21 protein-coding genes and 2 pseudogenes are annotated in these 21,928 nt (G+C 49.7%); 5 read left to right on the forward strand and 18 right to left on the reverse strand.

The window, feature by feature from the left end; genetic code table 11:
- Positions 1-7: 7 nt before the first annotated feature.
- From KGP17_RS15130 to KGP17_RS15170, 9 genes are all read right to left on the reverse strand, one after another.
- Positions 8-736 (reverse strand): C40 family peptidase, encoded by a 729-nt coding sequence (locus KGP17_RS15130; RefSeq protein WP_223497837.1) that lies wholly within the window; start codon positions 734-736, stop codon positions 8-10.
- A gap of 1 nt (position 737) precedes the next feature.
- Positions 738-1,493, reverse strand: coding sequence for a phage minor tail protein L (locus KGP17_RS15135; RefSeq protein WP_223497838.1), 756 nt, complete (start codon positions 1,491-1,493; stop codon positions 738-740).
- Positions 1,494-1,501: 8 nt separating this feature from the next.
- Complete coding sequence (locus KGP17_RS15140; protein ID WP_223497839.1) at positions 1,502-1,843, reverse strand: phage tail protein; 342 nt, start codon at positions 1,841-1,843, stop codon at positions 1,502-1,504.
- A gap of 772 nt (positions 1,844-2,615) precedes the next feature.
- Positions 2,616-2,996, reverse strand: a complete 381-nt coding sequence (locus KGP17_RS15145; RefSeq protein WP_371822204.1) for a hypothetical protein — start codon at positions 2,994-2,996, stop codon at positions 2,616-2,618.
- Positions 2,997-3,256: 260 nt separating this feature from the next.
- Positions 3,257-6,772, reverse strand: coding sequence for a phage tail tape measure protein (locus KGP17_RS15150; RefSeq protein WP_223497841.1), 3,516 nt, complete (start codon positions 6,770-6,772; stop codon positions 3,257-3,259).
- 37 nt (positions 6,773-6,809) lie between these two features.
- On the reverse strand, positions 6,810-7,151 hold the full coding sequence (locus KGP17_RS15155) for a hypothetical protein (RefSeq protein ID WP_223497842.1): 342 nt from the start codon (positions 7,149-7,151) through the stop codon (positions 6,810-6,812).
- A gap of 139 nt (positions 7,152-7,290) precedes the next feature.
- A complete protein-coding gene (locus tag KGP17_RS15160) occupies positions 7,291-7,500 on the reverse strand; it encodes a DUF1799 domain-containing protein (RefSeq protein WP_371822027.1) in 210 nt (69 codons plus the stop codon).
- A gap of 92 nt (positions 7,501-7,592) precedes the next feature.
- A complete protein-coding gene (locus tag KGP17_RS15165; protein WP_223497843.1) occupies positions 7,593-7,940 on the reverse strand; it encodes a phage tail assembly chaperone in 348 nt (115 codons plus the stop codon).
- Between the two features lie 44 nt (positions 7,941-7,984).
- Positions 7,985-8,641: a phage tail protein gene (locus KGP17_RS15170; RefSeq protein WP_223497844.1), complete on the reverse strand. Its 657-nt coding sequence runs from the start codon at positions 8,639-8,641 to the stop codon at positions 7,985-7,987.
- Between the two features lie 106 nt (positions 8,642-8,747).
- Here KGP17_RS15170 and KGP17_RS15175 point away from each other — a divergent pair, with 106 nt between their 5' ends.
- Complete coding sequence (locus tag KGP17_RS15175; protein ID WP_223497845.1) at positions 8,748-9,338, forward strand: DUF5710 domain-containing protein; 591 nt, start codon at positions 8,748-8,750, stop codon at positions 9,336-9,338.
- Here KGP17_RS15175 and KGP17_RS27985 read toward each other — a convergent pair.
- Positions 9,324-9,455, reverse strand: coding sequence for a hypothetical protein (locus KGP17_RS27985; protein ID WP_371822028.1), 132 nt, complete (start codon positions 9,453-9,455; stop codon positions 9,324-9,326). The two genes, KGP17_RS15175 and KGP17_RS27985, sit on opposite strands and share 15 nt — an antisense overlap.
- A gap of 18 nt (positions 9,456-9,473) precedes the next feature.
- Between KGP17_RS27985 and KGP17_RS15180 the strand changes: the two are divergent.
- The 4 genes and pseudogenes from KGP17_RS15180 to KGP17_RS15205 form a co-directional block, all read left to right on the forward strand.
- Positions 9,474-9,938 (forward strand): annotated as a pseudogene (locus KGP17_RS15180) (tyrosine-type recombinase/integrase); the annotation flags it as partial.
- A 928-nt stretch (positions 9,939-10,866) separates the two neighbouring features.
- Positions 10,867-12,073 (forward strand): annotated as a pseudogene (locus tag KGP17_RS27990) (IS91 family transposase).
- A 149-nt stretch (positions 12,074-12,222) separates the two neighbouring features.
- On the forward strand, positions 12,223-12,390 hold the full coding sequence (locus tag KGP17_RS15200; protein WP_223497847.1) for a DinI-like family protein: 168 nt from the start codon (positions 12,223-12,225) through the stop codon (positions 12,388-12,390).
- On the forward strand, positions 12,387-12,815 hold the full coding sequence (locus KGP17_RS15205) for a hypothetical protein (RefSeq protein WP_223497848.1): 429 nt from the start codon (positions 12,387-12,389) through the stop codon (positions 12,813-12,815). The genes KGP17_RS15200 and KGP17_RS15205 overlap by 4 nt, the downstream gene beginning before the upstream one ends.
- A gap of 13 nt (positions 12,816-12,828) precedes the next feature.
- Here the strand turns inward: KGP17_RS15205 and KGP17_RS15210 are convergent, their stop codons facing one another.
- The 8 genes from KGP17_RS15210 to KGP17_RS15245 form a co-directional block, all read right to left on the reverse strand.
- Entirely contained in the window at positions 12,829-14,151 is a 1,323-nt protein-coding gene (locus KGP17_RS15210) for a phage tail protein (RefSeq protein WP_223497849.1), read from the reverse strand.
- A 14-nt stretch (positions 14,152-14,165) separates the two neighbouring features.
- Entirely contained in the window at positions 14,166-15,191 is a 1,026-nt protein-coding gene (locus KGP17_RS15215; RefSeq protein ID WP_223497850.1) for a DUF6453 family protein, read from the reverse strand.
- Positions 15,188-18,403 carry a host specificity protein J gene (locus KGP17_RS15220; RefSeq protein WP_371822029.1) on the reverse strand — a complete coding sequence of 1,072 codons (3,216 nt, stop codon included), beginning with the start codon at positions 18,401-18,403 and terminating at the stop codon, positions 15,188-15,190. The genes KGP17_RS15215 and KGP17_RS15220 overlap by 4 nt, the downstream gene beginning before the upstream one ends.
- Before the next feature lie 44 nt (positions 18,404-18,447).
- A complete protein-coding gene (locus KGP17_RS15225; RefSeq protein WP_223497851.1) occupies positions 18,448-19,032 on the reverse strand; it encodes a tail assembly protein in 585 nt (194 codons plus the stop codon).
- Positions 19,029-19,742 carry a C40 family peptidase gene (locus KGP17_RS15230; RefSeq protein ID WP_223497852.1) on the reverse strand — a complete coding sequence of 238 codons (714 nt, stop codon included), beginning with the start codon at positions 19,740-19,742 and terminating at the stop codon, positions 19,029-19,031. The genes KGP17_RS15225 and KGP17_RS15230 overlap by 4 nt, the downstream gene beginning before the upstream one ends.
- A gap of 1 nt (position 19,743) precedes the next feature.
- Positions 19,744-20,499, reverse strand: coding sequence for a phage minor tail protein L (locus tag KGP17_RS15235; protein WP_223497853.1), 756 nt, complete (start codon positions 20,497-20,499; stop codon positions 19,744-19,746).
- 9 nt (positions 20,500-20,508) lie between these two features.
- Complete coding sequence (locus KGP17_RS15240; RefSeq protein WP_223497854.1) at positions 20,509-20,850, reverse strand: phage tail protein; 342 nt, start codon at positions 20,848-20,850, stop codon at positions 20,509-20,511.
- 222 nt (positions 20,851-21,072) lie between these two features.
- The gene (locus KGP17_RS15245) at positions 21,073-21,918 is read right to left on the reverse strand and encodes a hypothetical protein (protein WP_223497855.1); all 846 of its coding nucleotides are present in this window, start codon (positions 21,916-21,918) and stop codon (positions 21,073-21,075) included.
- Positions 21,919-21,928 lie beyond the last annotated feature (10 nt).

The following is a 21,928-nucleotide window of genomic DNA, read 5'->3' on the forward strand; positions in this document are numbered from 1 at the left end:
AAAATTACTATGCTTTACAGTTCGCTATGAAGAAGTCTTTGTGTCTAACTATCTTTATAGTTCTTTCTTGAAGATATCCGCCATACGGCACCCGCTGGCTTAACTGTCCATACATGTGGTGAAGTAGCATGTTCCCTTCCAACAGGATCCCCGCATGATTCGGCACCGCAGCCGATACCTGCATGATGACCATGTCGCCTGGTTGTGTCGGGCCGTAGAACTCACGAAAACCGCATTCATACCAGTTTTCCATATACCGGCTTTCGCCTTCCTCCCACCAGTGGCGGTCAATACTGTAATTCGGAAGGGATATGCCGTGCTGCTGCCGGTAATAATCCATGATTAGCGACCAGCAATCAGCGTGACCAAGAACAAACTGGCGGCCTTCAAGCGGCCGGTCGCCGCGTGGGTGAATGGTTCTGATGTCGCCTTCTGGCCATGAGGCGATCACCCACGGCAATTCCGTAATGTCGCATTGCAGCATGTCCAGTTCGCTCGGCTGTGTTGTGGCCCCGTCACCGGTATGGCTATGCACGATAGCAACAATATTGCCCCAGTCTTCCGCGCTGCTGTAGTCAACCGGATCCAGTTCAAAATGCTCGACTGGTTTTTGCGAGAGGTTATTGCACGGGAAATAGCGCTCCACCCGTCCTTTCTGGGCGATAAGCCCGCAGCATTCCGCCGGATACACTCCCTCGGCGTGCGCCATGATCGCTTGGATAGTTTTCTGTCGCATGCTACCTCCGCACCAGCGCTGAACCCGGGAACCCGCCAAAATCAAGTTCGTTATTTTCGCCAAACCGTTTTTTGCAATCCGTCAGCAACCCAGAGCATTCATCTTTACTGGGATCCTCAACTCGGTTGCCTTTCTTGTCGAACCAACCACCTTGTCCCGCGTAGGCGCAACCGTCGCCGGTTTTATACTGGCCGCGCATGCACCATGTGCAAAGTGCAGTTATCTGCCGCGTTGGGATTCGCCGCCCTTGCAATGACATCGGATCGGACAACGTAAACTCAATTGTCTCGTTGTCTTCAGCGCTTTTGCTGTCGATGTAATAAACCTGGTTGAACACTTGAGAGGGATCAGCTTTGGCATTTCCGCCAGCGAAATTACGTGCATCGAGGTAATGCACAAAGGTGTCATGGATCGTTACTTTTGCCTGTAGCATGTCATCAAACCGCAGGCAGAGAGCCGTAATCAGGCCGTCCAGGTTCCCAACGGTTAATTTTGGCGTCGCGCTGGCTCCATCACTGGACGAGGACAGGCCATTAATCTCATAAGCGTAAGCGCCGTATTCCTTTCCCTGCCACCAGATACTCTTGGGTTTAAGCTTTGCTTCATTGCCGCCAGCGGCATCGATCTCCGTCGGGGTGTGAGGGATGGTTTCACTATGGAAGCGAAGAACGTCAGCACCAAATTTTGTCCCATCCACCTCGATCAACCTAATGCGGTTTCCGGGCTCCAGCTTTTGAACGTCGTTAGTAATTGCCACTCGACCTCCTACGGTGCGAATGTCTGCTCAAATGTCACAACCACGGTAATCACCGTGCCGCCTACAGGGATTGATCGTATAGAGTCAGCCACCACTCGATATAGCCCCTTGACGCCGAGCGGTGGCACCCAGGCGAATGACTTCGTGGTGTGCGAGCGGACAAAGTCGAGCAGCGGACTCATCTCGGCCTTTTGGCCGGTGAATGATAAGGGCCACGTCTGGGCTTCAGGGTGAAGGCCGTCACCGGCAACCTGTTTGTAGCTATCGCCAAATTGCGCGGTACGCACCCGCTGGTTATAGCTACCCTCTGGCTGGCCCTGTGTGCGCCAAGTAAAAGCATCTATTGCCATGTTTTCTCCAGGCATAAAAAAACCCACCGAAGTGGGTTGGTTAATGTTGTTTCTCGTTAGACGCGCCGCTTGACTATGGGGTAGATACACTAGCCAGATAGCAAAAACCCAACACTTCATGGGTGTGTAACTGGCGCCTGAATGTAATTACCCCCTAACTATAGCGCTGGTTTAATGCAGCTCTTTTGCTGAGCCTTCTCGCGTCAACCGAATGTTTTTATTGCCATATTGTATCTAGACATAAAAAACCAGAGCGGGTACTTGATGGATTTTTTGCATAAAAAAACCCACATATAAGAGTGGGTTGTAAAAGTGGTGCCTTAGGTTAGCGGGCTGCCTGTACTTACTGAATTTACAACTAATCCTAACAAAAACACGAAAAACATTTCAAACATTGTTGCAACTGCTAGATACGAATTTTTATTCATTTGAGCCCCTTTATTTTCTGAGATGATAGTTGGAAGAGTATTTTTGATATACCCAAACACAAAAATTACAACCAGAATCAGAGGTAAAACCAGCAAGGTCGGAGTTGAACCGACGCCCACCAACGCTAACCTAAAGCTGAGGAGATTATAACACCTCTGGAAAAAATATCAACAAATATATTGCATCGAGATTTGTTTTGTGTATTAGAAATGCTCTAAAGGCATTATGCGCCTTGGAGCCCCCCTTCCAAAGCGCTTTGACTGTAACCAATGGAACCACTTGAAGGTAATGCGTAAGGATGCGCTTTACGTATAATGCCGCCAGAAGTTGGCGGCATCACTGGTTACTTCTTTATGATTTTAAGCATTCCTTCAAGTTCCGCCCCAAAGGTTTCCCTGAGGCTTGCCGGGAGACCAGTCTTGAGCTTACGAATCACAGGCCCATGCGTCACCATTATGGAAAGGGCCGAGTTCTTCGGCATTTCATTATGTAGCTGATTAGCAAAGGCTTTAATGCTATCATAATTAAGAGCAACGTCACCATCCTGGTCTTTTGTAACAAAGTCGCTAGCAGCAAGAGTTTTCACTCCCTCGGCAGCACCTCCAGCTTTTAAGGAACCAACATCACTCCCGCAATGCTTACACTTAATCGCCTCGGGGTTAATCGATTCGGCGCAAAACGGACACTTGACCGTCGCAGTCGAACGCTTACCAAAAATCGCCATCAGCAACCCGCAAAGGGTGATAAACGCACCGAATACAATATGATTTTGCTTTGAAGCCATTAGGCCAATATTATTCACGCGAGTGGTGCCGTAGCCGGTGGATACACTGGTGTCCAAATTAAACGCCACCAATAACCAAATAACACCAACCACTAAAGCAACATAACCTAGAGTTTTCATTGGGGAAATTCCTTTTTGAAGCAAGTTGCAACATCCTATCACCACTTGCAGAGGATGTGCAGGCAGTCCATTACTAATACTTACCTATGATTCTGCGCATACCAAATCTGGCCGCCAGGCCGAAGCTCTCTCGCAATCCCCTCCCTAACTGATGTGTCGATCACCTGCTGATAAGCCTTGGCTACAGCGTCACCGTTTCCTGATCGGTCCTGTTGCTGCCCTTGCTGATTCACAGTTATCGGGGCGTTGATCGTTAACTGAGCTCCTTCCGAACCACATAATCCGTGCATCGGCGCGGAATCAGCAAGGGTGTTTCCGACGAATCCCCCGGTGGCATAACCTCGCATCATTGCATACAGATTATCAACGCCAATACGCTGCGTGGCCTCTTTGGTCATCACGAACTCGCCACGATGCACAACACCAGCAGGTTCGTACTTACCGCCATCGCCGGTATAGCCACCTGTATCATATTTTCCGGTTGATATGTTTTTTGGCGGCATTGCGACTGTTTGCCCGTTAGCAACAGTGCCACCAGTTTGACCAATCCAACCCATCATTGCCTGCACCGCATAGGCCACCAATAACTTATTGATGATATCGATGATCATTTTCAGGATTGATGTCGTGAAATCCTTGAATGATGCCTTGCCGGTAGTTACCAAGCTGGTCAGCATATCCGAGACGCCAGAAAGCGCCGCACCGGCAACACTCGAAATTGACGCATAGACGTTTGTCGCCGAATCCAGGTAATCGTTCCACCCTTTCTGCGCACCCGCCTTCCAATTACTCCGCAAAGCATCCTCTTCCGCGTAGTAGTCCTTTAACGCTTTGACCTGGTCTTGATATCCCTGATCTTTCAGATCGCCTCCTTGCGCACGCCATCCTTGGCGCAACTGAGCGTAGGAGTTCTCCCTTTGCCCCATTCGGCTACTTAAGCCCGCACTGTCCCTCAGTGCCTGCCGCTTTTCACTCATCTGGATGACATACTTGGTAGATGCGTCTTGCAGCTTGTTCAGGCGCTCTTGCTGGGCAACCTCATCGCCTACAATCGCCAGTTTGTCCTTGCTGGCCAAAATCGCATCTTTGCTTGCCAGTAGCGATTTTTCTTTCGCGGATAACTGGCGCTCTTCAGCGGCCTTTTCCAGAACAATGAAGTTCGCCTGGGCTTTCCATAAATCCTTGCGTTGCTGGCTAATTTTGTCGTTCAAATCGACATGTTGGCGCAACACCACTAACTGAGACTTGAGCGCTAAAAGGTCGGCTTGGGCTGAATCCTCGGCACTATCCCCGGACGAAGGAACAAATTTTGGCCCTTTTGGAGTTTTCGGATCTTTGAACTGGTTGTTTATATTGGCCAGGCGCTTCTGGTAATCAGCATCAGACATACCCAAATTATTTTTGGGATCAGCTGCAGCAGCTTGGTTCATGCGAATACGCTGCCGATTCAGCTCATTGATCGCCCTCTCACGCTTCTCAGAGTTTTTCAGTCCCTGATTTAACCCTTGCTGCAGGTCGATGGCATCTTTAAGGTTTTGGTTGTGCTGCGCCTGCGCTTCGCTTGCGGTTTTATCTGCTATGACCTGCATATCAGACAAAAGTGTCTGGGCGCTAACCTGCGCATTGAGAACACTCAGTTCAGCCCGCCACTTATCCAGCTTTCCATTCTTCTGGTTATAGCCGGTCCGTTCTGAGTTATCGACTTGCGCCTGAATACTGTCACGACGAGAGATGAGAGATTTAAGCGCTTCCCCCTGCGTTGGCTCCCTGCCAATCCCCTCAATGGCATCCCACATGCCTTTGGCCATGTCCTTAAGGCCTTCCATGATGCTGGATACCGTGCCGAGAGACTCTTTCATCCTGTCCGCAGCCCGATCCATTCCATCAACGGCTGCCTGATTGGCGGCGGCCAAGGCTTCCGTATACTTCCCTTCCTCCTGCAAAGCAGCAATGTGCTGATATTGAACAGCCGTCAGAAAGTGATATTTCTCATTAAGGGCGAGGATCCCTTTGCTTGGGTCGTTCGCAATGGAAACAAAATCCTTTGCTAACTCATCAAGCGCGACACCGGATTTATCCGCAAAGTTGGAAATCGTTACGGTCAACTTGTCGAAGTTGGCCCCCGCAGACATACCGGCATCAATCAAGCTTTTGAGAGCCTCAGATGCTTCCGCGTAAGTAAGACCGGAGTCATGGGCAGCCGCAATAGTCTTCGACAAAGAACTGGCAGTTAGCCCTGAATAGCTGTTTGTCATTGCCAGCGATTTACGTAGCTGCTCTGCTCGATCTGCAGCCTTGTAAAAATGATACGCAACCAATGCACCTGCCCCCGCAAGTCCTATCATTCCCAGCCTTGCAGGGGTCAGAATGCTGGCAAGACCGCGAGCATTTTGGGCGTTATCAGCGAGGGAGTTTGCACTTTCAGAAAGGGAATCGTTAGATTCATCCGTGGCCCCTTTCATGCCAAGCAATTCTTCCTTGATGTATCGGAAGATCCCGCCTAATCCACCGAATGAGTCACTAATCTGTCCGCCCTGTTGAAACAAAACCAGCCACAGTGGCATCCCACCAGCTATAGAGGTGAAGATATCAGTGAATTGCGCAGGTAGCATCCTTAGCGCCTGCCGGTATTGCCTAGCGGAGATCGTGCCTACCTTCCATTGATTATCTTGCTCACGCAGTTTGGCAATAAGCGGAGCTGACTCTGCCGTTACCCCCAGCTTTGCCGCTTTTAGCTCCAGTAACTGGGTACGCGTTTTACCGATGGCGCTTACTTGATCTTGGAACGAATCAATAAAGGATTTACGCGTTGATTCAGCGCGCCGGGTTTCTAAAGCCTGAGATCGCTCTGCGGCTTCCTGCTCTTTGAGGGCTTCTTTCAACCCCCTTGAGGCGATCGCCGCAGCTCGTTTCTGTTCGGCTTCACGCCGGGTGGCTTCCTCCTGCTGGCGCATCGCGGCAATTAGTGGCGCGGCCTCCTGAGCGATCCCAAGCTGCGCAGCTCGATATGCAGCAACTTCTGATGCAGACGCCTTATAAAGCGTGGTCTGCTCGCGGAGTTTTGATAATAATGCGTCCTTGGCGGCAGTAGACGCTCGCTCCTGCTGCGCGGCGGCGGCGGCGGCTTTCCCTTCCTCCGTTCTGGCTGTGGCTGCCCGCTCCAGTTGAACGCGGGTCTGCTGGATAGTGCGCGAAGCCTCGGCAAAGGATTCTGGATCAATAATCCCTTTTGCGTTGAATTTCGATAACTGGCTTTCCATGTTATCAAGCCGTTCGAATGCCGCTGTAACCGGGTTAATCTGCGTCAGTAAATCTCGCAATTCTTGCCGTTGCTGCGCTGTCGCCTGAGCATTGCCCTTCGCTTCTGATTGGGCTTTATTTAGGCTAGCAGCGTATTCAGCAACACGGCGATGGGTATCTTCAATTTCTTGCGCGATTTCCTTTGATACCTTCGCCGTATTTTTGCCGGACGCGTTGAAACCATCCGCAACACCAGCCGCCACGGTAGCTTTTTGCTGGAACTTATCCAGCTCATTGTTACCCCGCTGCAAATCGCCGGTATCGACGCGCAGGGAAAGTGATGCAATGTCACCCATGCTTTTCTCCAGGCGTAAAAAAACCACCCGAAGGTGGTTATAGGCAGGATTTTATCCCTTCTGTTCGTATCTTTACTCCTCGCCATGGATCCATTGAACCTCTCAGCGAGTAGAAATCAATCTTGGTTACGTCGCCATCACTGTAAACATCTGCATTATCTACCCCTGAAAGAACGCTGTAGTACTTTCCTGTTTTCTGTGATGAAACATCGTACCCAACCAAGGTGCGTTGCCAGGCAACCAAGATACACTCCTGAGTATCCTGAACCCCTTTATTTGTCGTAAAAGTCGCAACAATCTCTTGATCTTCTCTATAAGTGTAGGGGTTGACGCACCCCGTGAGAATGATCACCCCAAACGTCAGAAGTAGCCTTTTCATGTCCCTATCCCTTTAATATTTTGGGCTAAAGAGTAACAGGATCTCGTTGCTAACAAAACCGACAAGTAGACGACAGATGAGGTGAAAATAATGCTATATCATTGTAAATATTAGCTTTCCTATAATACTCATCCCCCCTTCATTTTTTATGAATAACCGAAAGCGCCATCGCTTCCATCACCCGGATATCTGTAAGAGCAGTTGCCTCATCCTCTACGCCGTGCAGCTTCATGACCCAGGGCAAGCAGTTGTAATCCAAACCAGTGACGCCACTCATGCCCGTGCGCCACTGTGTGGCCATAGCGCGGAACACTTCAAAAGACGGCCACACATCGGGCAGGATTTCCACTGGGTCAGAATCTATATCGTCCAGAGTCAACCCGAACGCGGCCAGTTCTTCCGGTGAGGGTTCAGGCGTATAGAATGCCGAGGCAACCGCTGTTAGTTTTTTTCACGCAACGCCATCAGCTCACGGGTATATGCCAACGCGATCGAGTCAAAGGCGCGTGGGTAGTTCTCCAATAACACCAAGACGTTTTCTTTCGTGAATTTTTCCGGCATCGCCCAGCCTTCAGCAATTTCACAGATAAATGACACCATCGGCGCATTGCTGTGCTTGCCTGCTTCACCCAGTTTTTCAGACTCTTCACGCAAGTTTTTTTCCAACACTTCCAGATCGGCACGAGTTTTATGCTTGAACGTGAATGTCAGAACGCCATCCTCGGCCCCGGCACGGGGAATGGTCACATCAATTTTAAAAGTTGGGTTAGGGATAAGAGTAAATTTCATGTCGACACCTGTGATTAGTGGGGCGCAGTTCCCGCCCCAGTGAATTATTTGTCTTTGTAGAACGTCATGGTGCGGGACTGCACGGCGAGTGAAACCTGCACCGTTTCAACCGCGTTCACTGCGGTAGCCGGCTGCGGATCGAATGAAGAAATAGCGGACCAATAACGGGTTTCTTTCGCCTTTGGCACATACATGTAAAACGGCAACGTATCGCCCGAACGATCGCCAGCAAGCAGCACGCTGTAGATAGGCAGAGTGGAATCATGCGCAAAGGTGAACGTCTGTGTTTTCGCCGCTCGGAATGTGGCCAGATTGCGCTGGCGGTCATCCTCCAGGAATTGAATCTGCACATACTGCTGATCACCACCTGATGCGGCTACCTCAGTAATTTGCGGGATCTGCGTCCATTCAGTAACTTTCGTCAATGAGCCAGCGCCAGCACCCGCTGGAAAAAAGCTAACGTCAGAGGTATCAAGTGATCCGATAGTGACGGCGGTTGTTGTAGCCGTAGTGACCTTGGCAACCAGATTATCGATAAGCCCCCACCCTGATTTGATTAATACAATGTCACCAGCGGCCAACGTGCTGCCAGCGACCGTGAATACAGCCCCTTTTGCGTTGCTGACAGCCGATGTCGGCAACGCGGCGGCCATTTTGGAGCCAGCAAATACAACGGCCCCATTTGGTAATGCAAATCCCATAGTGGATTCTCCAATTTTTAGATAAGATTAAACCGCCGCAACGGTCGGTAAATTTGTATGTTCGTTTTAAATAATGCTATATGTTACTTATTTAAAAGGGTTTTTTATGGATAATAAAATCTACTTAAATGTTCCTTACAGTGAAAAGGATGAAGCAAAAAGCAAAGGAGCACGCTGGGATCCAAACGAAAAAAAGTGGTTTATTACTAATACCCATAATCAACTACCATTCTCAAGTTGGCTTGAAACCAAAGTTGAGAACACATCTGGCAGAAAACTCTATCCACCAATTTATTTGGTTCAATCTTTCGAACCTTGCTGGCGCTGCAGGCATTTCAGTCGTGTCTATTGCCTCGCTGATTCCAAGTTGAATTGTTTCTCTTATGTAGAACGAATCGGTGAAGATTTACTTTACGTTCTTGGCCCAAATGCTCCACGGTTCACATTGGATTATTCAAAACAGACAAATTCCAAGTACTTCATGAATCACTGTGAAAAATGTAATGCAAAGATGGGGGATTTTTTCATGCATTGTGAACCGGGCGGAGCTTTCTTTCCTGTTGATGAGGTAGAAGCGAAGAATGTCATTACTTATGAATTAAAAAGCATAACCTCTCCTGTTTTAATTGATGGAAAAAAAGGCTTTGTTTTACCCAGTTTGATTTATCGATTGGCTAAAAAGTCAATTATTTATTAACTGCCCTCGGTAGTTCATGCTAATTGGGAGCGAATACCGGGTTTCTGATGATATACCCCGGTAAATGGTCGGCGGGGTGTGTATGTAACAGGTTAACGGTCCTTCGGTCAGCATCATCCCCAAGGGGAACAATGCTTAGCGCTGGTGACAGGTCAACGGCGCGAGGATGTAGCGTTAATGCGTTTCGATCATGTCGTAGACGGACGTTTACAGATAAATCAGGGGAAAACTGGGGCTATGATTTCGTTACCCTTGGATCTGGAATTACGAGCAGTAAAGCTAAAGTTGGGGGCGGTAATTGATCGCTGCCGGCAGGCAAGCACCACAGATTTCATGATCAGCGCTGGTATCAGGAAAAACAGTCCAGACGGATCGCTTAATCCTGACAGCTTAACCAAAAAATTTGTTACGGCAAGGAAAGATGCGGGGATTACTTTGGAGGATAGCCCGCCCACATTCCACGAAATCCGGAGCCTGGCAGGAAGGTTATATGAGAGGGAGAAAGGGAAGGAGTTTGCCATGAAGTTACTGGGGCATAAATCGGAAAAAATGACCAATAAATACCTGGATACGAGGGGTAAAGAATACGTGATGCTATAAAAGACCGAGTATCAGTTTTCGGACAATTTTCGGACATTTTCGCACAGCGTCGTGCAAAGCATTGAAATTAAAGTAAAATAAAAAAAGACCGAGTACGATTCCTGTTCCCGCCACTAATTAAAAAACAACTTAAATATCATTAGGTTAAAGAACAAACGGGCTATTACTCGCTCCATAAAACATGCCAAAACACGTCAAAATAATCAAACACATATCATTTTTTTCGGGATGGCTCGGAAAAATTTCGGATGGTTTTTAAAAAAAACAGCCCTATCATAAAAATCGTTCGACAATCACCGTACGAGTATCGTTATTCTCTCCCTCGAACCAAAGCTGCAGCATCTCGACATACCCCTTTATGAAGTGTGTTCCCTACAGCCCTACGTTTCGACTCCAACGCATTCACGATAGACATTCTGTCGACAAGTTGACCAGCATGCACAAGTTCAACAACCACCGCTCCAATTTCTGCGGCTATCATCCCGCATCTTTCCTCATCCAGTTCCATAGATACCTCCGGTTATTTTTCACCCAGATTAGCATGGTGGTATCTGGCTGGATAGTTTGCCGGAATTTTTCCCGGCGTTGTAAATCACTCCTTGCTTTCTTCGATAGTTACAGGCGTTTCACCTAGCGCCTATTCTTTAAAACCTTCCTACTCGAAAAGTTTTCCGCCAAAAAGTTTTCCGCTTTGCAAAAATCCATATTGAACAAAGGATAATTTATCTGTACAAATAAACAGTTAAATCGTGGAGGTCTAAACCATGCTGCATATTGAAGTGACTATCGATAAGAAAAAGAAGTTGCCGGCAGGTGCTGCGTCTGCCCTGGCTATTGAACTGAACGATAGCACGCCTGCAGCGTGAGCTCGTCTGCTGCGCAGACGAAGTACTTTCCACCCTCTTAGACGTATTTTATACTCCCTTTCATGTACATACCGCGACCGACAAAGCTCCTGTTCCAGCACGATGACGGCTGGGACCGCTTCCTCGAGAAGAATGGCCATCAGCTCTCCGACTGGACCAAGCTTTCCGTCGAGCGCATGCTCGCCTGCGGCACTTGCGCCATGGGCGTCAAAAAATATTGCTGCAGCGCCGATCACTGCTCGCATTCACGTCTTATTTGCCAAACCTGCAAGACCAAAGCTTGCAGCAGCTGCGGCCTCAAGGGCACCGAGCAGTGGATTGCCGAGCAGCAGCACATCCTGCCCGACTGCGACTGGCAACATATCACCTTCACCATGCCCCACCTGCTGTGGCCATTCTTCAACAACAACTGGCCACTACTCAACGACCTGTTTCGCTGCGCCACCCGCGCGATGCTCAGGCACGCGCGCAAGCTGGGCATCGAGGTCGGCATCTTCTGCGCGCTGCACACCTACGGCCGCCAGCTCAATCAGCATCCACGTCTCCATTACCCGCGGGGGTCTCGATACCAAGCACGGTGTCTGGCGCGACCTGTTTTTCAAAAAACAGCAGGTCGAAGAAATCTGGCGCGGCGCCGTCATCCGCCTGCTGCGCGCCAGCTACGACCGCGTCAATCCCGGCAAGTTGCCCAATCTCGGCCATATCCGCGATGTGAAGCAGTGGAAACGCTACCTGCAGGCGCAATATCAGCGCCACTGGAAGGTCCACTTCGCCAAAAAAACCCGCGGTGCCTGGCGCAGCGTCAAATACTTGGGCCGCTATCTGAAACGTCCGCCGGTGGCTGCTTCGCAGCTCCGTCATTACCGCGGCGGCTCGGTGGTGCACCAGTACTACGACCACAACACGCAACAGCATAAACGCCAGAAACTGAGCCAGGAGGAGATGCTATGGCGTTACGTCAGCCACATCCCGTCCCGACACTTTAAAATGGTGCGTTACTACGGTTTCCTGGCCAACCGCAAACGCGGCACGCTGCTGCCGAAGGTCTACGACGCGTTGGAGATGACGCCGCGCGAGAAACCGCAGAAGCCGGGGTACGCGGTGCTGATGAAAGCGTTCCTGGGCACCGACCCGTATCAATGCATCCTGTGTAAAAGTCCTCTGCTGTTTGCCGGCGCCGTAGCGGGCGAACATGCGACAAAAATGCTTTCTGACAGGCTGCAGAATATGGCCAAAAACCGATGGCTTCGCACAGCATCTGCGGGATAAATGTGCCTGAAAAATGGGTTTTAGCTTAAAAGTACAGCAAATAAGAGATTTTCACGACCTATCTCACAGAAAGCCTTGCCCCCGAGGGCTCTTTCTCTTCCTGATTCATGGTTAGGAATCTAAAACAGGGTCGATTGAGATTCCTAACCATGAACAAGCGCCTACAGCGTAAGTTTCCTGACGTAGTGGCAACCGTTCGGCTGGGTGGCATGGATGGGCTATCAGTGGGCAGGGCAACACCGGCTGACCGTGAAGCGATCGAGGAAATATTGCAGGAGACATGGGAAAGTGCTGAAGATTGGTTCCAGTCAGAATGAATCCTATCAGCAGCACCATCATTGAAGGGGTACGGATTTACTACCCTACGGTAGCAGAGCCAATGCCAGCACCGGATCCGGAGCTAGCATCACTATTCGGCCTGCAGGTGATTGGTATTGGCTATACGCTTACCGTGACGGGGATTGGCAACTGGCTTGCGGGCAGCCGCTGCCTACCTCATCCGCCGTCATCATTGCGGCTGTTCGCTATCACGAGAGCCGGGATTTCTCCCGGCTCCGTTACTACTCCTTTGGTTCTTGATAGGAGCAGGCGTTTCACCTGGTGCAGGATCTTCACCACCTGCCGACCCATCTATTTCCGGCAGCTCTGGTTCCAGGATAACTTCATCCTCCGGTTCTGGCTCGTCACCTGCGGGCATCTCGACACGCAGATCAATCCAGCGGCCACCTGGGATATCCATTGACTAGCCTGAGTTTTTAGTCAGCTAATGCCGACTCTGGTATGGGGATTGAATCATCCGGAACATATTCGGCGAATTGACTGTTTGGAACGTTTAGGCGAACCATTAAAAACTTACCTTCTGGGATGTCGATGCTGTCACCATTGGCGTAACCGTCAATGTTATTCTGCAACGCAGAAATGGGACAATCATTTGTCCTGTGGTACGTCTTGAATATAATTGAGCCGTCCTTTTTCACTTCATAGTCCACCCACAATAATGCACTGCCGTTTTCGTCCTTGGGTACTTCGAATTTCCAACCATTATCGTTATAAAAACCCAAACACCCATCAACGTGATAAATGCCTACATCAAGCCGCTTGCAGGTAACTCCCTCCGACTCCATATTGTTTTTGCAGGTGCCATCCCGATAAATACTCGTTATTGGCGAGGCTTTCTTAATGAATCCATTACCATCAACAACTGTATTAAAACTATGCCAAATGACTTTGTGCATTACCCAGCCTTCGCGAAGGTTGCCACATGATACTGATAGATGGTTTGCAGTTGATGCCATGTTAAACGCAGCATAAACGTCTTCTGTTCGGCACCATATCGACGGTCCCCAAGCAGGAGTATACCATCCGTCACCGTTGTCATTTATTGGCGCATTGTTTCTAAAGGCTGTAAGGCCACGCTCGCCAAGTTCATTAAGTAGGTAATTAACATTATTGCTATTAATGGTTTTAAATCCTTTATAACTCCCCCCCAGCCCCCATGCGCCATTTAACATGATTTGATTACTATTGGCACCTACGTTAGCCGTTGCTGCGGTTCCCAGGCCAAGGCTAGTACGAGCTGCTGCTTTATCGCTTAAGTCAGATAGATTTTTATCTTTTGCTAACTTACCTGCGGTTGTCTCCGCTACTGTATTAATATCATTTCTTAGAATAGATAATTGTCCTGCGTAACCTCGCCATGCTGGCCCGGTGAACGTGCTGCCATCGGGCAACTTGACCGTGACATTACCCGTGCCGCTGAATACCTGCTGCCAATTGTCCTTGTCATAGTTTAGCCCGCGTATCGCTCTTGATGCTTCAGCGACGAGCTGTGCGGTGATTGAGTTCTGTGTTTCACGCGGCACGGCTGACCATGCTGCTCCGGCTTGCGTAGGGCCATCGTAGACGCGGATTAGCGTGACCTGTGTCGCGTTATCGACGGTTTTCACCGGCAGCGTATACGTAACACCACCGACAACCGCTACAACAAAATCGCCGGGCTTCAGTTCTGTTATGAACGCGGTACCCGCGCCTTTAACGATCGCCGAGTTGGTTGTGAGCGTGATAGTTCCTGCTGGCATAAGCTGCCCCTTATTTAAAGACTAAAATAATCTGCGGCGTCCAGTACGGGCAGATTGATTGTTGTCAGCCGATACTGAATATTGATTTTGCTATGGTCGTAACTGTTGATGTATTTCGTGCGCCAAGCCGTAACACCGCCGCCAGCCATTCGCATTCCAGCATGGCGATAATCAAGATAGTTATTCGATAAATTCATTCCATCATGAATACCAAGGCGGCAAATCGGCACCAGTGGCTTTGCTGTGGCCGCTACGGGGTATGCATAGTTACCCGGTATACGCTGTGTGTTTAATGAATTACCACGATAAAGCATCGGTGCATTATCCGACGAGAAGGTACACTGGCCAGCAGCATTCCAGATTGCCAATCCATAGCGTGGAGGAACCGGATAAGAGCCGTTTGAAAAGATGCATATCCACATCTGGCAATCTGCACTGCCGTCGCTGATGACATCTCTACCTGCTTCTCTATAGACATTCACAGTCATGCTTTCACGGTCAAAATCCACAGCGCGATCACCACGATCCCAGTAAGCAAAAACAATCGCGTTGGCACGATCAGGAATGTCGGGGATTGCCCAGGCACCGCGCACGGTAACAACACCACGCCAGACGCATTTCCCCGCAACGCCCAGATCGTTAATTTCGCTGTAATCTGTTGCATCGATAAGCTGGAGTCCATAACGAGGTACACCTCCAGCGCCTGATACCTGAAAGGCATCAAACTCGATGGGCCGCCTGCCTTTATCCTGGCTAGAGTTAAATCCATCAAACCAGGCATGCACCGTATTCCCCGATATTTGCACACCACTGCATGATATTACTCTGGGAACCGCGCCTGTTTGAATAATCGCAACCGTTCTTCTTGGGACAATAAATAATGAGGCCCCAGGAGAAAGCTCAGGATACGACCATGTTTCTCCGTTTTGGTCAAATTCAGGGTTAAAAAATCCACGATAGGCGCAGGCTTTAGAACCGTTGCTGATATCAACACCCGCACCACCGTCTTTGGGATAAACTACAAGTCCGTATCGGCTCAATATATCCTCCCGAGCTTTGTTCTTATTTGTCCTGCACCGTCGTAAACTGCCACACCATCGTTATTGACAACAGTCCTTCCAAGACCCGGCACTGAACCATTGATTTCAACATATCCATCCCTGAACCCCAGTTTCATACCAACGCTCCCCGGAGAGTAATTATCTGACTGGAGATAATCCGTAATTTGAGCGCCACCGATTGAGGCGTTTTTTATTTTTGCTGAGGTAATAGAACCATTCTGAATAAAGGCATCACTGATAAATACCTGCCCATTAACCACAGCAAAAGGCGAATATTGGTTTTCACCGCTACCGCTCATCAGTACGAACTGATTGGCGTTAAATCCGATGCGAGTTACTACTGGCTGGCCAGCTTGCGCCAATACCGCAATAGACATCCCGGCGCTGTAATACACGTCATTTATCTTTACACCGGCTTTCAGCGTATGCACCGCCGTTGCGCCAGCAACATCAACCGTAGCCGTCAGTTTATCTTCCAGAGCCGCGGTAACGTCCCCGATCTGCGCCTGCACCTGCGTCGACATTTCAGCAAACGCTTTATCAACCTCTGCTATTGTGGTTTTTACAACCAGAATATCGGCACGCACTTCGCCGTATTGCGCCCACTGATGATCCACGGTTGCGTTATTGGCCAGCGCGTTCTGCAAGATGGCATCGATATTTGTGTCAATCTGGCTGGTAAGCAGCTCACCATCAGTTGCCGACATCAGGTTATCGCCGATTAAGTGAAGGTAGTCATCAGCTTCACCACTGGATTCTCCACGCACCCAGTCAATCCAGTCGCCCTGGTTTCCTGTGCGATCAACCAATCGCGCGCGATACCAGAATTCCTGGCCCGCTTTCAGCCCTGATTGTTCATAACTGCGCTGCGGATAGGGTACGTCTGAAAGCAACATGGCGTTATTGCCCGCGGCATTATTTGCGTACTGAATTTCGGTTTTCAGGGTATCCCCGGCCCCGGCAGGAAAGCCCCAGGAAAGGCCTATTCCCCACAATAAGGGGGTTGTAGCGAATCCCACAGGCTTGGGTGGTTTTCCTTCCTTGCCATTTAGCCGAGTTTCCTTTGATGTTCCCCAGATAGAGGAAACATCACTGGCATTTATGGCCCGGACCCGCACCAGATATCGCCCGGCAAAAATATTCTGCACTTCGAATCCCAGGGCCGATGTGCGCGCCGCAGTAATCCAGTTACTATCGTCGCGCCGCCATTCGGCTTCATACGCCACAGCATTCTCTACAGCATCCCAGTTGGCGCGCATCGTAGTGATTGCGAGCCCTTGGTTCACCTGTGTAAAGCTACTGATCTGAATATTGCGTGGAGGCGCCTGCACGCCTGGCGGGATAACTGATATCGGCCGCTCATCCAGCCGGGCGCCAGTATCGATCGCATCGTATTTGCCCGGACTATGCCAAACAGCAGAAATGGTAAACGTGCCGTCATCATTATCGGTAACGTTTGAAACCCGATACTGTTGGACTGCCAGATCGCCTGCATCGACAGACCATACGGCCTCCGGTTCTGGGTTTGGGTTATAGGCAGTGCTGACCGTGACGCTGGTCCCACTGACGACGGAAACAGTGCGTGCCTGGGAACTGCCGTTCGGTAAATTGATAATCAGCCGATCACCCGGCGATACATCGGCAACCCGATCCAATTTAATCACCCGGCCATTAACCGCCGATATGCGGCCACCTAACACACGCCCAGCCAACATCTGATCTGCAACGCCAATGATGCGCCCGGGCAATGGAATGTAACCATCCAGCCCCGTTGAGAACGATATTGTGCGGTCGTTGCTATTCGTGAGCAGCGCCCAGCGCCCGCGCCGGTTTGCCTCCGTTTGCCGCGTGCAACCTATGGCGGAGATTTCCGTCTGATTGACACCGTAACGCTCAACCAGTGCATTTTCCATAACCGCTTCAACTTCATCTTGATAATGATTGTCAGGGTTTGACCAACTCACCATCGCACTCGAATAGCGGTTTCGATAACTGCCGCCTTGGTAGTGAAATTTTCCATCAATGACGTTTGCACGTGTGTATGTAAAATCCATATCTCTCGGCATATCAGCCAACACGCAAACCTGGTTATTGGCCCAATACGTCATGCCACGAAAAATCGAAGCCAGATCGCGCAGAACGGTAAAGGCTTCATTCTGAGCCTGAATATAAACGTCACACACAAATCGTGGCTCTGTACCGGAGCCGCCACGCCCATCGGGTACACGTTGATCACAGTATTGTGCGATACGATACAGTTCTACCTCATCAACTTGGGTTGCATCCAGGCGATCACCGAGGCCAAACCGGTTATTCAGCAAAATATCGTAGAATACCCATGCTGGATTGTTGGTGTAGGCCCATTTAAAACTGCCGTCCCATGTGCCGTTGTATGTCCGGCTTTCCGGGTCATATGTTGTCGGAACGCGAATAACCCGCCCTTTCGGCTTACAACTGATCTGCGGAATGTTTGGGAACTGTTTCGCATCGAACGAAACAAATAACAGCGCCGTGTTGGGATAACGAAGCTTGGCATCGATCACTTCAGTAATCGCCATCACCCGCGTAAGATCCACGACATTGCTGGATGTTGAATCAGGGGTAATCCTGCGCAAGCGGATTTGCCAGCCTGTTGTTGCTGGCGGCAGATTCACACGGTGACTGCGCTCAAAAAGTGACGTAGTTTTATCGTTTATAACCCCGTTTAATACGGTCTGATATGCACCGCCATCCGTAGAGAGATCAATCGTATAATCAACCCGAGTACCCACGCGATCCCCGTTATCCTCTTGCCTTACCAGCGTCTGCCAGCCAATGCGAACTCTGACAGCCGATAGCTGAGTATTATTTATCGCCCTCACCCAAGGCTGCGTGGCTTTCAGATCGACACCAACACTAGCTTCGTATTCAGCGCCGGGCATTCCCTGAATATAATTCTGCATCTGGGTGCCCGGACGGAAATCCCACTCAAAGCCGGGATAGTTCAGGGTTCCATCTGGCGAATAAACCGGTGTGCCATCGAGGAAAATATTTTGCCCATCCAACCCGCCAGCAAATTCCCCCTCACCCAGCGCCAGCAAAATCTTCGCCCTCGCTATTGACTGTATGCTGTCAGGGGACTCTGTCGGGGTATGGCTACTGCCACCGCCACCTTTGCGACCTTGGATCACGTCTGTCATGGTTTCGCCCATAAAAAAAGCTCGTCTAAGCGAGCCTGATTGAACACTGATATTTTTTACTGCTGATCTTCCGCGTAGATCCCCGCTGATATCACAGCACCGCCGATTTCTCTACTGCCGTATAGGACACCAACTGGATTGCCCTGTGTCGTCGAGTTAACCGGTCCGCCGAAGGCGTAGGAGGGTTTATTCTCGGCATTCTGGCCTACCGACAAGCCGCCTGGCTGGGGTGACAACATTTGCACCACGCCACCTAACAACATCGATGCACCAGCCATACGAAGATAGGGTTGTATCGGCGCTAAATAAGGGATAAACGACGCCGCGATCAGGGCAGCACCAAGAATGGTTTGGAAAATGCCACCCCGCTTGCTGCCGATAATGAGAGGAATGATACGTATATCGTCATTACCCTTGGTCATGTCGATTTCTTCTTCGCTGACGTTTTTGCTTCCAACGAAAACGGCAAAGGTCAGTCCCCTCATTTGCGCCTCATTCATGAAGCGCTCAAAGCCAGGGAATAGCCCTTTCAATGCCCTGATCGCATGAGGTATATCCCGAGCACGGTACTTAAATTCTTTGACAAATTTCTTACCCAGAATACCGCCAAGCTTTATTGTTCTGATCGGTGTTTCGCTCATTTGAAAAAGTCCTTATAGCGCAGGATTTTTATCATTCTTTCCTGAAAATAACCGCCGTATGGGATCCGCTGGCTCAGTTGCCCATAAGGATGGTGCAGTAGCATGTTGCCTTCCAACAGGATCCCCGCGTGATTGGGTACCGAAGCCGAGATCTGCATAATGACCATATCGCCCGGTTGTGGTGACCCGTAGAACTCCCGAAAGCCGCATTCATACCAGTTGTCCATATACAGGTTTTCACCTTCACCCCACCAGTGGCGCTCCACGCTGTAATTAGGCAGAGTAATGCCGTGTTGTTGTCGGTAATAATCCATAATCAACGACCAGCAATCGGCATGCCCAAGCACGAACTGGCGACCTTCCAACGGGCGCTCACCGCGTGGGTTAATCGTCCTGATATCACCCTCAGGCCACGAAGCGATCACCCACGGCAATTCCGTAACGTCACACTGCAACATGTCCAGTTCGCTGGGCTGCGTTGTGGCCCCATCGCCAGTATGGCTATGTACGATAGCTGCTATGGTTCCCCACTCTTCGGCTTCCGCATAGTCCAACGGGGACAACTCGAAATGTTCTGTAGGCTTGGGAGAAAGATTGGCACAAGGAAAATAACGCTCCACGCGCCCTTTCTGGGCAATGACACCGCAGCATTCAGCCGGGTGGCAACTCTCGGCATGAGCCAAGATTGCATCGATAGTTTTCTGTCTCATATCACCGCCTAATCAAACTTGAGCCTGGGAACCCGCCGAAATCCAGCTCGTTATTTTCCCCGTAGCGCTTTTTGCAATCTGTCAGCAGCCCCCCACAGGCATCTTGCGAAGGATCCGAGGTTGGATTCCCTTTCTTGTCAAACCAGCCGTTCTGTCCCGCGTACGCGCAACCATCCCCGGTTTTATACAGCCCCCGCATACACCAGGTGCAAAGTGCCGTAATTTGCCGCGTGGGGATCCGTAGCCCTTGCAACGACATTGGATCAGAAAGCGTAAATTCGACGACCTCGTTGTTTTCTTGGCTTTTACTGTCGATGTAGAAAACCTGCTTAAATTCCTGGGCGGGATCTGCTTTGGCGTTTCCACCGGCAAAGTTTTTGGCATCGAGGTAATGAGCGAAAGTATCGTGGATGGTTACCTTGGCCTGGAGCATATCGTCAAACCGCAAACACAGCGCGGTGATCAGGCTGTCGATATTTGATACCGCCAATTTCGGTGTTGCACTGGCCCCGTTGCTGGATGACTCTAGCCCCTTTAACTCATACGGAAATGCGCCGTATTCCTTCCCCTGCCACCAAATGCTTTTTGGCTTTAACTTGGCTTCATCGCCACCAGACGCTGCGATCTCCGTTGGGGTATGGGGGATAGTTTCATTGTGAAAGCGCAGAACATCGGCACCAAATTTTGTACCGTCGACTTCGATTAACCTGACCCGGTTACCGGGTTCCAGTTTTTGTACGTCATTTGTGATTGCCACCTGGTCTCCTTATGGCGCGAACGCTTGTTCAAATGTCGCAGATACCGTCATAACCGAGCCGCCAACCGGAGTCGCCTTGATGGAGTCAGCAACTACGCGATATAGCCCCTTTACCCCGTAGGGTGGTGTCCAAAAGAATGATTTGGTGGTGTGGGAACGGGCGAACTCTAACAGCGGAAGCATCTGGGCTTTTTGGCCGGTGAATGACAACGGCCAGGTCTGGGTTTCAATGTTTAGACCATTACCGGCTACCTGCTTATAGCCATCACCGAACTGTGCCGTTCTCACCCGCTGGGCATAGCTGCCCTCTGGTTGTCCCTGAATGCGCCAGGTAAAAGTGTCGATTGCCATGTTTTCTCCGTGCATAAAAAAACCCAGCCTGGGCTGGGTGTAAAACTTAACGAATTAGTGCCTATTTTCTTAGTCGAATGAGTCTGACATGCTTGCTATCTGGTTGTGTATGGTAATGATCTTAAAACATGATACTAACAGTGCACCAAGCACCTGAAAGTCATTACATAAGATGCCACTTGAAAAATCCCTACCCACAACCTTAGACATATTTCAAAAATATTATATTTCTCTAAACACCCACCTCAACTTGGCGGGGTAAACTTCACCTGTTTTAGTATTTACAAGTCTGGCTGCGATTAAATCAGCATTGAATACTACAACATCCCCTCTGATATCGTCTGGACTGTCCAGTGTGGGGGACTTGTCTCCCATCCCAGAAACGACACCATGCCCCAATGCTTTTACTCTCGCTAAGTATTCTATTTTGCAATCTCTATGGCTCAAGTTTATGGGTAGATCACCAATCACCTCAATATCAGCATCAACAGGAATGCGGCTATCAGGATTGATTCCGTTGTTTCCGAAAACTAAGATCGCCCCCTTATAACGCAAGCGCTCTACCTGCGCAGTAACCCCAAATGCATTGGCCCCTTCATATGTATCATGGTTAGTGGTAACGTGTTTATCAACGGGGAATCCATACCAGCCTACAGCATTCCTTATTGCACCAGCCTCACCTGCGTTAACTTCCAAATACTCTCTAACGTTGTAAGTTCCTTTTTTAAAGGCGTCAGTTCCTGCAAGCCATCCTTTTTTACTCCATGTATTGTTATAAGGGGCATATGTGACAGAGTGAACGATATATTCTGACGATTCACCACGTTTGTTACGCTTAGCAAGCTCGTTTCTAAGTTTGACCCCGTTTATTGGCACCCCTGAGAAATCACCTTCTGAAGGTATCTCAATTATTTTATAGGTCGTCTTTTCGGCTAATTCTTGTTCTGTCCGCTGTTCATATTGACCGGACGGATAATTAGAACCACACCCGGTAAATGCCAGCGATAACAGAGATAAAAAGATTGTTTTTCTCACGTCAATGCCTCCAATAATCACAAGTGGCAACATCCTATCACCA

The sequence above is a fragment of the Serratia sp. JSRIV001 genome (assembly GCF_019968745.1).
GTDB classification, from domain to species: Bacteria; Pseudomonadota; Gammaproteobacteria; order Enterobacterales; family Enterobacteriaceae; genus Chania; species Chania fonticola_B.

Excerpts from the sequence above, each read along its gene's own strand:
- KGP17_RS15130 (WP_223497837.1), bottom strand. The coding sequence starts at position 736 with ATGCGACAGAAAACTATCCAAGCGATCATGGCGCACGCCGAGGGAGTG.
- KGP17_RS15140 (WP_223497839.1), bottom strand. The coding sequence starts at position 1,843 with ATGGCAATAGATGCTTTTACTTGGCGCACACAGGGCCAGCCAGAGGGT.
- KGP17_RS15145 (WP_371822204.1), bottom strand. The coding sequence starts at position 2,996 with ATGGCGATTTTTGGTAAGCGTTCGACTGCGACGGTCAAGTGTCCGTTT.
- KGP17_RS15150 (WP_223497841.1), bottom strand. The coding sequence starts at position 6,772 with ATGGGTGACATTGCATCACTTTCCCTGCGCGTCGATACCGGCGATTTG.
- KGP17_RS15155 (WP_223497842.1), bottom strand. The coding sequence starts at position 7,151 with ATGAAAAGGCTACTTCTGACGTTTGGGGTGATCATTCTCACGGGGTGC.
- KGP17_RS15165 (WP_223497843.1), bottom strand. The coding sequence starts at position 7,940 with ATGAAATTTACTCTTATCCCTAACCCAACTTTTAAAATTGATGTGACC.
- KGP17_RS15170 (WP_223497844.1), bottom strand. The coding sequence starts at position 8,641 with ATGGGATTTGCATTACCAAATGGGGCCGTTGTATTTGCTGGCTCCAAA.
- KGP17_RS15175 (WP_223497845.1), top strand. The coding sequence starts at position 8,748 with ATGGATAATAAAATCTACTTAAATGTTCCTTACAGTGAAAAGGATGAA.
- KGP17_RS27985 (WP_371822028.1), bottom strand. The coding sequence starts at position 9,455 with ATGATGCTGACCGAAGGACCGTTAACCTGTTACATACACACCCCGCCG.
- KGP17_RS15200 (WP_223497847.1), top strand. The coding sequence starts at position 12,223 with ATGAACAAGCGCCTACAGCGTAAGTTTCCTGACGTAGTGGCAACCGTT.
- KGP17_RS15205 (WP_223497848.1), top strand. The coding sequence starts at position 12,387 with ATGAATCCTATCAGCAGCACCATCATTGAAGGGGTACGGATTTACTAC.
- KGP17_RS15210 (WP_223497849.1), bottom strand. The coding sequence starts at position 14,151 with ATGCCAGCAGGAACTATCACGCTCACAACCAACTCGGCGATCGTTAAA.
- KGP17_RS15220 (WP_371822029.1), bottom strand. The coding sequence starts at position 18,403 with ATGGGCGAAACCATGACAGACGTGATCCAAGGTCGCAAAGGTGGCGGT.
- KGP17_RS15225 (WP_223497851.1), bottom strand. The coding sequence starts at position 19,032 with ATGAGCGAAACACCGATCAGAACAATAAAGCTTGGCGGTATTCTGGGT.
- KGP17_RS15230 (WP_223497852.1), bottom strand. The coding sequence starts at position 19,742 with ATGAGACAGAAAACTATCGATGCAATCTTGGCTCATGCCGAGAGTTGC.
- KGP17_RS15240 (WP_223497854.1), bottom strand. The coding sequence starts at position 20,850 with ATGGCAATCGACACTTTTACCTGGCGCATTCAGGGACAACCAGAGGGC.
- KGP17_RS15245 (WP_223497855.1), bottom strand. The coding sequence starts at position 21,918 with ATGTTGCCACTTGTGATTATTGGAGGCATTGACGTGAGAAAAACAATC.